Annotated in this window: 19 protein-coding genes; 13 read left to right on the top strand and 6 right to left on the bottom strand. The window is 64.1% G+C overall.

The genetic code is table 11. The annotated features are described in order from the left end of the window. Nucleotides 1–17: 17 nt before the first annotated feature. The 3 genes from NKJ28_RS25315 to NKJ28_RS25325 form a co-directional block, all read right to left on the bottom strand. Nucleotides 18–722, bottom strand: a complete 705-nt coding sequence (locus NKJ28_RS25315) for a glutathione S-transferase family protein (protein ID WP_352637358.1) — start codon at nt 720–722, stop codon at nt 18–20. Between the two features lie 136 nt (nt 723–858). Then, complete coding sequence (locus NKJ28_RS25320; RefSeq protein WP_352588683.1) at nt 859–2,067, bottom strand: beta-ketoacyl-[acyl-carrier-protein] synthase family protein; 1,209 nt, start codon at nt 2,065–2,067, stop codon at nt 859–861. Between the two features lie 4 nt (nt 2,068–2,071). Then, nucleotides 2,072–2,326 carry an acyl carrier protein gene (locus NKJ28_RS25325; RefSeq protein WP_023677013.1) on the bottom strand — a complete coding sequence of 85 codons (255 nt, stop codon included), beginning with the start codon at nt 2,324–2,326 and terminating at the stop codon, nt 2,072–2,074. A gap of 202 nt (nt 2,327–2,528) precedes the next feature. Between NKJ28_RS25325 and NKJ28_RS25330 the strand changes: the two genes are divergently transcribed. From NKJ28_RS25330 to NKJ28_RS25350, 5 genes are read left to right on the top strand one after another with little or no spacing between them, the layout of a single operon-like run. After that, complete coding sequence (locus NKJ28_RS25330; protein WP_502898211.1) at nt 2,529–3,371, top strand: urease accessory protein UreD; 843 nt, start codon at nt 2,529–2,531, stop codon at nt 3,369–3,371. A gap of 28 nt (nt 3,372–3,399) precedes the next feature. Continuing rightward, nucleotides 3,400–3,702, top strand: coding sequence for an urease subunit gamma (locus NKJ28_RS25335; RefSeq protein ID WP_023677011.1), 303 nt, complete (start codon nt 3,400–3,402; stop codon nt 3,700–3,702). 19 nt (nt 3,703–3,721) lie between these two features. Beyond that, on the top strand, nt 3,722–3,979 hold the full coding sequence (locus NKJ28_RS25340) for a DUF1272 domain-containing protein (RefSeq protein ID WP_352492190.1): 258 nt from the start codon (nt 3,722–3,724) through the stop codon (nt 3,977–3,979). 35 nt (nt 3,980–4,014) lie between these two features. Then, a complete protein-coding gene (locus tag NKJ28_RS25345) occupies nt 4,015–4,608 on the top strand; it encodes a HupE/UreJ family protein (RefSeq protein ID WP_352637364.1) in 594 nt (197 codons plus the stop codon). Nucleotides 4,609–4,615: 7 nt separating this feature from the next. Beyond that, on the top strand, nt 4,616–4,921 hold the full coding sequence (locus NKJ28_RS25350) for an urease subunit beta (protein WP_023677008.1): 306 nt from the start codon (nt 4,616–4,618) through the stop codon (nt 4,919–4,921). A 26-nt stretch (nt 4,922–4,947) separates the two neighbouring features. On the opposite strand, the gene NKJ28_RS25355 is transcribed toward NKJ28_RS25350, so the two are convergent. Beyond that, nucleotides 4,948–5,442, bottom strand: a complete 495-nt coding sequence (locus NKJ28_RS25355) for a hypothetical protein (protein WP_352492191.1) — start codon at nt 5,440–5,442, stop codon at nt 4,948–4,950. Between the two features lie 126 nt (nt 5,443–5,568). After that, nucleotides 5,569–5,952 carry a hypothetical protein gene (locus NKJ28_RS25360; RefSeq protein WP_023677006.1) on the bottom strand — a complete coding sequence of 128 codons (384 nt, stop codon included), beginning with the start codon at nt 5,950–5,952 and terminating at the stop codon, nt 5,569–5,571. Between the two features lie 179 nt (nt 5,953–6,131). On the opposite strand from NKJ28_RS25360, the gene ureC reads away from it, so the two are divergent. From ureC to NKJ28_RS25395, 7 genes are all read left to right on the top strand, one after another. Next, nucleotides 6,132–7,844: an urease subunit alpha gene (ureC, locus tag NKJ28_RS25365; RefSeq protein WP_031211834.1), complete on the top strand. Its 1,713-nt coding sequence runs from the start codon at nt 6,132–6,134 to the stop codon at nt 7,842–7,844. A gap of 47 nt (nt 7,845–7,891) precedes the next feature. Next, a complete protein-coding gene (locus NKJ28_RS25370) occupies nt 7,892–8,485 on the top strand; it encodes a hypothetical protein (protein WP_023677004.1) in 594 nt (197 codons plus the stop codon). Nucleotides 8,486–8,542: 57 nt separating this feature from the next. Beyond that, a complete protein-coding gene (locus NKJ28_RS25375; protein ID WP_352637360.1) occupies nt 8,543–9,127 on the top strand; it encodes an urease accessory protein UreE in 585 nt (194 codons plus the stop codon). Continuing rightward, entirely contained in the window at nt 9,108–9,809 is a 702-nt protein-coding gene (locus tag NKJ28_RS25380) for an urease accessory protein UreF (protein WP_031211833.1), read from the top strand. Before NKJ28_RS25375 ends, NKJ28_RS25380 begins: the two co-directional genes overlap by 20 nt. Continuing rightward, nucleotides 9,806–10,246, top strand: a complete 441-nt coding sequence (locus tag NKJ28_RS25385) for a DUF3995 domain-containing protein (protein ID WP_023677001.1) — start codon at nt 9,806–9,808, stop codon at nt 10,244–10,246. The genes NKJ28_RS25380 and NKJ28_RS25385 overlap by 4 nt, the downstream gene beginning before the upstream one ends. Beyond that, nucleotides 10,243–10,884: an urease accessory protein UreG gene (gene ureG, locus NKJ28_RS25390; RefSeq protein WP_023677000.1), complete on the top strand. Its 642-nt coding sequence runs from the start codon at nt 10,243–10,245 to the stop codon at nt 10,882–10,884. Before NKJ28_RS25385 ends, ureG begins: the two co-directional genes overlap by 4 nt. Before the next feature lie 80 nt (nt 10,885–10,964). Continuing rightward, nucleotides 10,965–11,732 carry a class II aldolase and adducin N-terminal domain-containing protein gene (locus tag NKJ28_RS25395; protein WP_352577614.1) on the top strand — a complete coding sequence of 256 codons (768 nt, stop codon included), beginning with the start codon at nt 10,965–10,967 and terminating at the stop codon, nt 11,730–11,732. Nucleotides 11,733–11,754: 22 nt separating this feature from the next. Here NKJ28_RS25395 and NKJ28_RS25400 read toward each other — a convergent pair whose 3' ends face one another. Continuing rightward, nucleotides 11,755–12,387, bottom strand: a complete 633-nt coding sequence (locus NKJ28_RS25400) for an HAD family hydrolase (RefSeq protein ID WP_023676998.1) — start codon at nt 12,385–12,387, stop codon at nt 11,755–11,757. A 360-nt stretch (nt 12,388–12,747) separates the two neighbouring features. Here NKJ28_RS25400 and NKJ28_RS25405 point away from each other — a divergent pair. Continuing rightward, a partial coding sequence (locus NKJ28_RS25405; protein WP_352637361.1) for a helix-turn-helix domain-containing protein occupies nt 12,748–13,176 on the top strand: 429 nt, incomplete at its 3' end.

Consider the following 13,176-nt stretch of genomic DNA (forward strand, 5'->3'; position numbering starts at 1 on the left):
GCGGAATCGATGTAAGATCAGCTTCTGGCCGGAATGGTGAGGCCCCTCTGCACCGCCGGCCGGGCGAGGCCACGCTCCAGCCATGCGCCCACGCTGGGGAAATCGTCGAAACCGACGAGTTCCCGCGCCTCGTAGAAGCCGATCAGATTGCGCACCCACCCAAGCATCGAAATATCGGCGATGGTGTAATCGTCGCCCATGATCCAGCTGCGGCCCTTGAGCCTCGTTTCGAGGACGCCGATCAGCCGTCGCGACTCGTCGCGATAACGTTCCAGCGGGCGCTTGTCGGCGATTTCGCGCCCAGCGAATTTGTGGAAGAATCCGACTTGGCCGAACATCGGCCCGATCGAAGCCATCTGGAAGAACACCCACTGGATCGTCTCATAACGCAGCGTCGCGTCTGCCGGCACCAGCTTGCCGGTCTTGTCGCTGAGGTAAAGCAGGATGGCGCCGGATTCGAACAAGCCGATCGGCTTGCTGCTCGGGCCGTCCGGATCGATCATCGCCGGTATCTTGCCGTTCGGGTTCAAAGACAGGAATTCCGGGGTCCAGCTCTCGTTCTTGCCGAGATCGACGGCATGCGGCTCGTAAGGCAGGCCAAGTTCCTCCAGCGCGATCGATATCTTCACCCCGTTCGGCGTCGGAAACGAATAAAGCTGGATGCGGTCGGGGTGGCTCGCCGGCCAGCGCCTGGCAATCGGAAACGCGGACAGATCGGTCATCGAAACTCCTGGTAGGGGACCGCGCCGAGCGGCACGGTCATGGCAGGTCGCAGAGAATTAGGCGCGACGCCTGGCGCGATCAATATGCGCATGGAAAGTTTCGCCGGCCCCGGTGAAGGACCCGCAAGGGGTGCGGTCACACGGCCTTGACCGCCAGCACCGCATTGGTGCCGCCGAAGGCGAAGCTGTTGCTGATCGCGGTGCGCACGGTGCGTTCGCGCGCCACGTTCGGCGTGATGTCGAGATCGCAGTCGGCGTCGGCTTCCCGATAATTGGCGGTCGGCGGCACGATGCCTTCGCGGATCGCCATCACGCAAGCGATCATTTCCAGCGCGCCGGAGGCGCCGAGGCAGTGGGCGTGCATCGATTTGGTCGAGGACACCGAAAGCTTGTAGGCATGGCCGCCGAACACGCGTTTGATCGCCGCCGTCTCGATCTGATCGTTGGCCTTGGTGCCGGTGCCATGCGCGTTGAGATAGTCGACGTCCTCTGGATTGAGCCCGGCATCGACGAGGCAGAAGCGCATCGCCGCCTCAGGCCCTTCGATGGTTGGCGCGACGATATCGGAGGCGTCGGCGGAAAGGCCGACGCCGGCGATTTCGGCAAGGATGGCGGCGCCGCGCGCCATGGCATGCTCATATGTTTCCAGCACCACCATGCCGGCGCCTTCGCCGAGCACGAGCCCCTGGCGGTCGGCCGAAAACGGCCGGCAGGTGTCCGGCGACAGTACCCGCAGGGCCTCCCAGCCCTTGAGGATGCCCCAGACCAGCGGCGCATCGGTGCCGCCGGCGACCATGACGTCGGCCCGGCCGAGCCTGATCTGATCGACCGCCGAGGCAATGGCGTGGTTGGATGACGAGCAGGCAGAGGTGATGCCGAACACCGGCCCGCGCAGACCAAGATTCATGCTGACATGGCCGGCTGCAGCGCCCGGCATTACTTTCGGGACGGTGAAGATGCCGGCGCGGTTCTTGCCTTCGAGCAGGATGGCGCGATAGTTCTCTTCGATTGCCTCCCAGCCGCAGACGCCGACGCCGACGATGGTGCCCATCCGGTAGGTGTTGGCCGCGTGCGGGTTCAATCCCGCCTGCTGTGCCGCCTCCCGCGCGGCGATCGTCGCCAGAAGGCTGAAGCGGTCCATCGACACGACCTGCTTGCGGTCGATGCCGTGCTCGGGAAGCGCCTTGATTTCGCAGCCGACCTTGACCTTCAGATCATGCAGCAGCGGATTGTCGATCGCGCCGATTGCCGAACGGCCGGCGCGCATTTCATTCCAGATTGCCGGTGCATTGGTGCCGAGCCCGCATAATCCGCCGATGCCCGTGATGACGACGCGCTTGTGCATTCAGTCAGGCTTTTTTCGCGATCAGCGCGCGAACCGCCTCGACCATGTCGCCGACATTCTTCAGATTGCTCCAGGCATCGACAGTGTTCATCTCGATTTCGATGCCATACTCTTCCTCGAGATCGAAGATGATCTCCGTCAGTTCCAGCGAATGGATGCCAAGGGCGGTCAGTTCGGTACTGGTGGTGATTTCCTCGCCGCCCGGCTCGGCATGAGCCTTGATCTTGGCGATGATATCGTTTGCCAGCTGGTCAGCCATTCGGTTTCTTCCCCAACTCTGTCGTTTCCCGACGCCAACTGATCAGCGCCCCTTTTGTCCTCGATTACGTCGTCATCGTCGCCTTTTACCCCCGCCAGGCGCCGGTGACCGTACCAAGGTGGCTCCCTCTATAGAAACCGAAACGCTGTCAAGCAACAAGCTATATATCGACAAAGCCGCCGCAGTGCTTAACGTTGGTGTCGTGGATACGATCGCATATAGCTTGACTTCAGTGCCGCCGGCCCAGCGTGTTGCCGGCGTCGCGCGGCTTGGCTGCGACTGGAACGGAGGCCGCACGCGTCTTCGGCGTCTGTACCAGGACGGTTCGGCCAAGATCCGCATGCCGGCGGTCTCGGCCGATCCGCTCGAAGCCGTCCTGATCAACACCGCCGGTGGGCTGACCGGTGGCGACCGTCTCGCCTGGGAGGTCGATGTCGGTGCCGGCGCCTCCGCAACCATAACAACGCAGGCCTGCGAGAAAATCTATCGCGCCGCATCCGACCGCGCCGAAGTGCGGGTGCAGCTGACTGTCGGGGAAGACGGCCACATTGCCTGGCTGCCACAGGAAACCATCGTCTTCGACCGCTCGGCCTTTGCCCGCAGCCTTGACGTGGAGCTTGCCACCGGAGCCGAGGCGCTGATCCTGGAGGCTACCGTCTTCGGCCGCCTGGCCATGGGTGAACGGGCTTCGCAAGGCCATTTCCACGACCGCTGGCGCGTCCGCCAGGACGGGGCGCTGGTCCATGCAGAGGAGTTCCGCATCGGGCCGGACGTTGCGGCCACCTTGAACCGTCCCGCAGCGGCCGGCGGTGCCGTCGCCGTGGCGACGCTGCTGATGGTATCGCCACGGGCAGAGGCTTTGCTCGAGCCGGCCCGGGGCATAGTCGGCGGCCAGGGCGGCGTCAGTTTCTGGAGCGTGCGGAAATCTGGCAAGCTTCTTGCGAGGCTGTTCGCTGAGGACGGCTACCAGCTCCGCAAGCGGCTGGTGCCGCTTGTCGAATTGCTCAACGGACGGGCGGGCCTGCCCAAATTATGGTCACTCTGATTTCGATTGTGCCACCGCAGGAAAAAGCATGAATCTGACGCCGAGGGAGAAAGACAAGCTGCTGATCGCCATGGCGGCGATCGTGGCCCGCAAGCGGCTCGAACGCGGCGTCAAGCTCAATCATCCGGAAGCGATCGCGCTGATCACCGATTTCGTCGTCGAGGGTGCCCGCGACGGCCGCGCGGTCGCCGAGCTGATGGAGGCCGGCGCCCATGTCGTCACCCGGGCCCAGGTGATGGAAGGCATTGCAGAAATGATCCACGATGTGCAGGTCGAGGCGACGTTTCCAGACGGCACCAAGCTGGTGACCGTGCACGAGCCGATCAGATAACACCGCCAAGGAGAGGAAAATGCTTGAGCTGCGTCCCAACTGCGAGTGCTGCGACAAGGATCTGCCGCCCGATGCGACGGATGCGGTGATCTGCACCTTCGAATGCACCTTTTGCGCCGACTGCGCACAAAACGTGCTCGGCGGCGCCTGTCCGAATTGCGGCGGCAACTTCTCGGCCCGCCCTATCCGTCCGGCAGCGCTGCTGAAGAAATATCCGGCCTCCACCAAGCGCGTCCTCAAGGCAGAGGGCTGTGGTCCGGCCCGCAAGGCGGCGTGAGAGGCATGATGATCTCGAAGATGGAAGCTACGCCGATGATCCCCGCTACGATGAAACGCACGACGCTGTCGGCGGTCCTGCTGCTGGCGGCAGCTATGCCAGCCTATGCCCATGTCGGCGTGGGCACGGTTTCGTCCTTCACCGCCGGCTTCTCCCACCCGCTCTCCGGCCTCGATCACATGACGGCGATGATTGCCGTCGGGCTATGGGCCGCGCTCAAGGGCGACAAAGCGACCTGGGCATGGCCGCTGGCCTTCGTAAGCGTCATGCTGGCCGGCGGCGTGCTCGGCAGGCTGCATGTGCCTATGCCTTTCGTCGAGCCGGCGATACTGGCGTCCGTCGTGGCACTCGGGCTGCTGGTTGCGCTCGCCGTCGATCTTCCCGTCTCGGCCGGCGTCGCCGTCATCGGCCTGTTCGCGCTGTTCCATGGCTACGCCCACGGCACCGAGGTTCCTGAAAATGCCGCTGGGCTCGGCTATATCGCAGGCTTTGCCGTTGCCACGGCACTGCTCCACGCCGTCGGCATCGCGGCCGGTCTCGGCCTCGGCTGGCGCTTCCGCGGGCTTGCCCGCGCCGCTGGCGCCGCTTGTGCCGCGATTGGCGCCGGCCTCGCTTTCGGCGTCGTGTGAGGCCGCGATGATCCCCGGCGAAATCATCACGGCAAGCGGCGAGATCGAACTGAACAAGGGTCTGGCGACGGTCACTTTGAAGGTAGCCAACAGCGGCGACCGGCCGATCCAGGTAGGCAGCCATTATCATTTCTTCGAGACCAATGAGGGACTGAGATTCGATCGCGACAAGGCGCGCGGCATGCGCCTCGACATCGCTGCCGGCACCGCCATGCGCTTCGAGCCCGGCCAAGAGCGCGACGTTACCCTGGTGCCGTTCGGCGGCAAGCGCGAGGTCTACGGATTTCAACAGAAGATCATGGGCGCGCTGTGAGATCGAAGGCGTCGAGCAGTTTCGGCTCAGCCGGGCGGCTTGGCCGCCGCATAGATGATGACCTTTCCCGGATCGTCGAATTCCACCGCCAGAACGTCCTCGGTTTGCACTCGCCGCGAATCGATGGCGTTGAACAGCAATGCGTTCGCTTCGATCTCCTTGCGCAGCTCGGCGATGTCGTCCCGATGTTGCCTGACCTTGTTTTCGATCGCCGGTGGCGGGCCGCCTTCAGTGCGCGCGGCATCGGTAAGAAACACGATATCGACCTTGTCGAGCTTGGATGTCTTGCGCACGGCGGCGATGTTTTCACGCGTGCGGTCGATCGCCGAACTGACCTTGCCGGCTTCCGCATTTGTCTGGGTCTCTTCCTGGCCGACCTCCGAGCCGACGATCCGGTTGACGGTCTCGGCGCTGTCGAGGCTCTGCGCGTTCAGCGCGGCGTGCGGAATGCTGGCTGCCAGAAACGCGGTCGCGGCAATCCCATGCAGCCATCTGGTGTCGGAGAAGGTGGTGATCGCCATCGCTCGTTCTCAGGGTCCTTTTCGAGGCTCGTGTCAGGGCGACAGGACCGAAACGTAACGTCCCCCGTGAAGGTTCCCTTTGTGATGCGGCGGGCTGGCCGGGCGCCGGCCCGCCGCCTCGTCTCGTCAGCTCGCTTTCTTGGTGATCAGCGTCAGCGCGCCATTGGTGCTCATGCTGGCGGCGATCACCTGCGCCGAGGTGAGCCCCTTGGCTTCGAGCGCGGATTTGACCTGCGGTGTCGCGTCGATCGAGCCGCGCAGTTTCTGCAGGTCGGCATCGCTGCGCTTGGCGATCACCTCGTTGACCTTGGCTTGAGTGTCCGCGGGCAGATCCTTGATATCGACGACGTTGATCGCCTGGATGGTGGGCGCCTGCGGCTGCGCCCCGGGCGCGGCAGGAGCAGGCGCAGCCGGCGCCGGACTGGGCTGCTGCGCAGGCTGTTGCTGGGCGCTGGCGGCGGTTGCGAGCACCAGCGTGGCGGCGGCTGCCAGAAGGGTCGTTTTGCGCATGGATGTTCCTTTCCATCGATTGGCAAATGGTCGTTTTGGGGTGGCCCGGCCACCTCAAACGCTAAATGGGATCGGAAAGTGTCGCTCAGCGGGTCATTGCGTGACCATAGGATGGCGGCAATGTGGGGCCCGGCTTCGACAAGCGGTATTTTCGGGCTGTATTTCGGGAGCAATTGCTGATGGCTAAAATCACCCGCGCCGCCTATGCGCAGATGTACGGCCCGACCGTCGGCGACAAGGTCCGGCTCGCCGACACCGAGCTGTTCATCGAGGTCGAAAGGGATCTCACTCTTCACGGCGAGGAGGTGAAGTTCGGCGGCGGCAAGGTCATCCGCGACGGCATGGGCCAGAGCCAGGTGTCGCGCGCGCAAGGCGCGGTCGACACCGTCATCACCAATGCGTTGGTCGTCGATGCCACCGCCGGTATCGTCAAGGCAGATATCGGCCTCAGGGACGGCCGTATCGCCGCGATCGGCAAGGCCGGCAATCCGGATACCCAAGGCGGCGTCACCATCATCATCGGTCCCGGTACCGAGATCATCGCCGGCGAGGGCAAGATCCTGACCGCCGGCGGCTTCGACGCGCATATCCACTTCATCTGCCCGCAGCAGATCGAGGAAGCGCTGATGTCGGGCATCACCACCATGCTCGGCGGCGGCACCGGCCCGGCGCACGGCACGCTGGCCACCACCTGCACGCCTGGGCCGTGGCATCTGGCGCGCATGATCCAGTCTTTCGACGCCTTCCCTATGAATATCGGCCTGTCGGGCAAGGGCAACGCGTCCCTGCCTGCCGCGCTCGAGGAGATGGTGCTCGCCGGCGCCTGCTCGCTGAAGCTGCACGAGGACTGGGGCACGACGCCGGCTGCAATCGACTGCTGCCTGTCGGTCGCCGACGATTACGACGTGCAGGTGATGATCCACACCGACACGCTGAACGAGTCCGGCTTCGTCGAAAACACGGTCGCGGCGATCAAGGGCCGCACCATCCATGCCTTCCACACCGAAGGCGCCGGCGGCGGCCACGCGCCTGATATCATCAAGGTCTGCGGCCTGCCTAACGTCATTCCGTCCTCGACCAACCCGACCCGCCCCTACACGATCAACACGCTGGCCGAACACCTCGACATGCTGATGGTCTGTCACCATCTGTCGCCGTCGATCCCCGAAGATATCGCCTTTGCCGAAAGCCGCATCCGCAAGGAAACCATCGCCGCAGAAGACATTCTGCACGACATCGGCGCCTTCTCGATCATCTCGTCGGACAGCCAGGCCATGGGCCGTGTCGGCGAAGTGGCGATCCGCTGCTGGCAGACCGCCGACAAGATGAAGCGCCAGCGCGGTTCGCTGCCGCAGGAGACCGGCGACAACGACAATTTCCGCGTCCGCCGCTACATCGCCAAATACACCATCAATCCGGCCATCGCGCATGGCCTGTCGAAGGACATCGGCTCGGTGGCGGTGGGAAAACGCGCCGACCTCGTGCTGTGGAATCCGGCCTTTTTCGGCGTCAAGCCGGACATGGTGCTGATCGGCGGCATGATCGCCGCCGCCCCGATGGGCGATCCCAACGCCTCGATCCCGACGCCGCAGCCGATGCATTACCGGCCGATGTTCGGGGCCTACGGCAAGGCGATGACCAATTCGTCGGTGACCTTCGTTTCGAAGGCCGCGCTCGACGCCGGCCTGCGCGGCAGGCTCGGCGTCGACAAGCAGATGGTCGCGGTCGAAAACACCCGCGGCGGCATCGGCAAGCATTCGATGGTGCTCAATGACGCCACGCCGCATGTCGAGGTCGACCCCGAAACCTATGAGGTCCGCGCCGACGGCGAACTCCTGACATGCGAGCCGGCTACCGTGCTGCCGATGGCGCAACGCTACTTCCTGTTCTGAACCACAGGCGTTAGAACGACCGATGTAGAACATGCCGCGCCAGGCCTATGGACCCGCAACTCCCCTACGCCCACGACATTTTCCCGCATATCCGCATCGTCCTGGGCATGGTGATCGGCCTCGGCGTCACCCGCCTGCTGTCGGGGGTCGCCCGCATCGTCCAGCATCCCGGCCAATACCGGCTCTATCCCGTGCACCTCGCCTGGGTTGCGTCGGTGCTTTTAATGCTGGTGCATTTCTGGTGGTGGGAGTTCGGCCTGTTCCAGATCGAGAATTGGACCTTCGGCAAATACCTGTTCATCATCTTCTACGCCGTCACGCTGTTCCTGCTCTGCGCGCTGCTGTTTCCGGATTCGATGCTGGACTACACCAGCTATGAGGATTTCTTTTATTCGCGCCGGGCCTGGTTCTTCGGCCTGCTGGCGGCGACTTATCTGCTCGACGTGATCGATACGCTGCTGAAAGGGCCGGAGCATTTCGCCCATTTTGGCGTCGAATATCTGATCCGCACGCCGGTTTTCGTCGCGCTTTGCGTCATTGCGATCCTGCTGCGCGACCGCCGCTTTCACATCGCCTTTGTCGCCGGCGCGCTCGTCTATCAGATATCGTTCATCCTGCGGCTCTTCGACACGATCGTCTGAGCCCCATTGGGGCGGCGGACGCGATAGGCTAGGCTTTTTGGGAGAGGCAGTTTTTACATGAAGCTCGATATTCGCACCGACTTCACCAAATTCCCGCGCGCCGTCTCCGTCCTGGCCGCAGGCGAAGCCGGAACCACCACGCCATACGACAGTGCGGTGCTTGCCCATGACGAGCGGCATCTGCGCCGTCGCGCCATCGAAACGGCCCGTAGCGACAAGGTGCTGGTCGACCTGCCCGAACCGGTGACCTTGAACCATAGTGACCGGCTGGTGCTGGAGGATGGCCGCCACATCGAGATCGTCGCGGCCGAGGAGCCGCTCTACGACGTCCGGGCCAGCGACCCTGTCCATCTGGCAGAGCTTGCCTGGCACATCGGCAACCGCCATCTCGCAGCCGCCATCGAAGCTGGGCGCATCCTCATTCTGCGCGACCATGTCATCAAGGCGATGCTGGAGGGATTGGGCGCCACCGTTAGCGACGTCTCCGAGCCGTTCAAGCCGGTGCGCGGCGCCTATTCCGGGCATGGCGGCCACGGCCACGCTCATGCCGAGGCGCATGCGCACAGCCACGCCGAAGCGCATTCCCATACCCATAGCGAATCGCATTCCCACAGCCATTCGCATGACCATGACCATGACTGACCAGCCTTCCAACGTTGCCCAGCCTTCCAATATTGCTTTGTTGCGGCTGATGGCGTGGCTGTCGCCTTCCTTCCCGGTCGGCGGCTTTTCCTACAGCCATGGTCTCGAGCAAGCCGTGCATGCCGGGCTGGTTGCCGACAGCAAAGAGCTCGCCGCGTGGCTGGAAACGCTGGTCGAGATGGGTTCGGGCTGGAATGATGCGGTGCTGTTTGCCGAAAGCTGGCGCAGGGGGCGCGAAACCGGCGATCTCGATGAAATCGTCGCCCTTGCCGAAGCTCTGGCAGGCTCGCGCGAGCGCCATGCCGAGACCATGCTGCAGGGCGCTGCTTTCCTGAAGGCGGCCTTCGCCTGGCCGTGCCAGGTGCTGGATCGCCTGCCGGCCGAATGTGCCTATTGCGTTGCCGTCGGCGCCGTTGCCGGCGATCACGGCATTGCGCTGCGGGACGCCCTGGCGGCCTTTCTGCAGGCCTTCTTCTCCAATCTCGTCCAGGCCGCGATCCGGCTCGGCATCGTTGGCCAGAGTGCCGCGATGACGCTACTGGCCGCCTTCGAACCGCTTGCCCTGGCCACGGCCGACCGCGCTGCCGGCTCGACCCTCGATGATCTCGGCGGCTGCGCTTTCATCTCCGACGTCACGGCGATGAAGCACGAAGCCCAGTATTCGCGGCTGTTCCGCTCATGATCGTCCTCGCTTTCGCGCTCTCGCTGGTCCTGCTGTTGATCACAGCACTGCATGTCTATTGGGGCATTGGCGGCATCTGGCCGGGCAGGGACGCCGCCTCCTGCGCTCGCGCGGTCATCGGCTTTCGCGGCGTCGACGAGATGCCGGCACCCTTCGCCAGCTTCGCCGTTGCCGCCTGCCTCGGCCTGGCGACGCTGTGGCCGATGGCGCTCGAAGGCGTGTTCGCCACGCCCTTTCCCAAGGCCGGGCTGGCCGCCACGGCGCTGCTCATCGCGCTGGTCTTCCTGGCGCGCGGCATTGCCGGCTTCACGCCGTGGTGGCGCCGGCTGGCGCCCGAACAGCCTTTCGCGCGGCTTGATGTCAGCTACTATTCGCCGCTCTGTCTGTTGATCGGGCTCGGCTTCGCCATTCTTGCCATCACGGAGTTCCCTAGATGACACAAGCCAACGGTCCTCTTCGCATCGGCATCGGCGGCCCGGTCGGCTCCGGCAAGACGACGCTCACCGAAAAGCTCTGCAAGGCGCTGCGTGACGAGTTCTCGATCGCCGTCGTCACCAACGACATCTACACCAAGGAAGATGCCATGATGCTGGCCCGGCTTCAGGCGCTGCCCGAGGATCGCATCATCGGCGTCGAGACCGGCGGCTGCCCGCACACCGCCATTCGCGAGGACGCCTCGATCAATCTGCAGGCGATCGCCGAGATGACCAAAAAATTCCCGGATCTCGACATCGTCTTCATCGAATCGGGCGGCGACAACCTCGCCGCCACCTTCTCGCCGGACCTTGCCGACCTGACGCTCTATGTCATCTCGGTTTGCCAGGGCGAGGAGATTCCGCGCAAGGGCGGACCGGCGATCACCCGGTCCGATTTCCTGGTCATCAACAAGAGCGACCTTGCGCCCTATGTGAACGTCAATCTCGACATCATGGAACGCGACGCTGCCCGCATGCGCGGCAAACGGCCGTTTGGCTTCACCGACCTGTCGCGCGGCAAGGGCCTGCAGGAGGTGATCGATTTCATCGTCGAGCATGGCGGGCTTCGGGTCGGCGCGGCCACCAGCACGGCGGCATAACGGCGCTCGCCTGTACCAAACGAAACCGGTTGCGCGTGTTCCAGCCGCGCGGCATCCTTGCTTCTTTCACGGAGGTTACGATGAGCATCACGCGCCTGCAGAAGGAAGTGCTGACCAACCTGCCGTTCTATGAGGAGCGCGTCGATCTGGCTTGCGCCTTCCGCTGGACGGCGCGGCTTAACATGCATGAGGCGGTGGCCAATCATTTTTCGCTGGCGGTCAACGACGATGGCTCGCAATTCCTGATGAACCCTAACCAGGTGCATTTCTCGCGCATCAAGGCGAGCGATCTGCTTCTGATCGACGCCAATGATCCCGACACGCTGGTCGGCCCGAATGCGCCCGACCCGACGGCGTGGGGCCTGCATGGTGCCATCCATCGCAACGTGCGTCATGCACGCTGCGTCATGCATGTCCACTCGATCCACGCCACCGTGCTTGCCTCGCTCGCCGACTCGACGTTGCCGCCGATCGACCAGAACTCGGCGATCTTCTTCAACCGCCATGTCGTCGACGCTCATTATGGCGGGCTGGCCTTCGAGGAAGAGGGCGAGCGCTGCTCCCAGCTTCTTGTCGACCCGAAGGTCAAGGTGATGATGATGGGCAACCATGGCGTGCTGGTCATCGGCGACAGCGTCGCCGACACCTTCAACCGCATGTTCTATTTCGAGCGCGCCGCCGAAACCTATATCAAGGCGCTGTGGACCGGCCGGCCGCTGCGGGTACTGTCGGATGAGATCGCGGAGAAAGCGGCAAGGGAACAGGAAGACTATCCCGGCCAGGCCGAGCGCCACCTTTCCGAACTGAAGGCGATCCTCGACGAGCAGGAGCCTGCCTACCGGAGTTGAGCGCGGTCCCGCCGGGCCTGGCTTAAAGCCCGAGTTCGGCCCGCAATTCGCCGGCGCTGTTGATGACAATCGCCCCCGGCGGCCCCTCCATGGGCACCTCTGGCCAGAAAATCGTCTTCATTCCAGCTGCCAGCCCCGCCGTGGCGCCGGTCACGCTGTCGTCGACCGCCACGGCCTCGGCGGGATCGACGTCGGCCAACCAGGCGGCGCGCAGGAAAGGTTCGGCATGCGGCTTGCCTTCACGCACGTCGTTGCGGCTGACCGTCTTCATGCCGGGATATACGAGGCCTACGGCGCGCAGATTGGCATCGACGATCAGCCTGTCCGAGTTGGACACCACCGCTTGCGGCACGCCAAGCGCGAGCAGCTCATTGAAAATCTCGATCGCGCCGGTGCGTGGCGTCAGCGTTTCGGCCATCGGCAGATAGTGATCGTATTTGCGCACGATCCAATCGTCGAAAGGCAGGTCGAGGCCGAACTCGTCGCGCAGCATTTCGTAGACCGGCCATGCGGCGATGCCGAGCACGCGCTCATGCAGGTCGGCCGGCGGCGCGATGCCGACGCTGTGCAGCGCCGCAATCAGCGCCGCCTCGTGCAGCGGCTCGCTGTCGACCAGCGTGCCGTCCATATCCCAGAAAACCGCTTTCGGCGTCATGCAAGGCTCCATTCTCAAAAAATTCCTTAAAGCGTTTAGCGCGCGAGATAAACCGCCGCGTCCCCGCTAATGCATGTCGCGCAAAGTGTGCAGCGGTTTTGCGATGACGACATGCATAAAAAGGAACCTAAAACGCGTCGCATGAGGCCGATCGAACGCAACGCGCTTTAGAACCGGGATTGGTGCGACCTCGACAGCCTTGCTGTTGCAACGAGACTGGGTCGACCTGTCACTTCGCTCCAAACACCAAGTTTCATCACTAAGCAATTGCTCTTACAATAGGCAATTGCGCGCAAGTTCATTCCCTGCGAAACTACTGCGCTCCGCCTCTTATGCTCGGCGGGGTTGGGAGGCAGGAACTTGAATTCGCGGCAGGACAGCGGCGGCAACAGGCTGGACGACGCGGCGCGTGCCGGCTGGCTCTATTATGTCGCAGGCAACACCCAGGACCAGATCGCCGCCACGCTTGGCATCTCGCGGCAGACGGCGCAGCGGCTGGTGTCGCTCGCAGTCTCCGAAGGGCTGATCAAGGTGCGCGTCGACCATCCGATCGCCAATTGCCTCGACCTTGCGGCACGGCTGAAATCGCGCTTTGCGCTTGATCTGGTCGAGGTGGTGCCGAGCGACCCTTCTTCTTCCTCCACCGTCATCGGCGTCGCCGAGGCGGCGGCGGCCGAGATCGAACGGCGGCTGCGGTCGCGGGGGGCGCCGGGGGGGGCGGGCGGGAGCCGGCGGCCCCGGCGCGGCGCGGGCGCGCGTGGGCGCGCGCGGCGAGACGCCGCCGCCCCA

It is taken from the genome of Mesorhizobium sp. M0145 (genome assembly GCF_040322355.1).
In the GTDB taxonomy this organism is placed as follows: domain Bacteria; phylum Pseudomonadota; class Alphaproteobacteria; order Rhizobiales; family Rhizobiaceae; genus Mesorhizobium.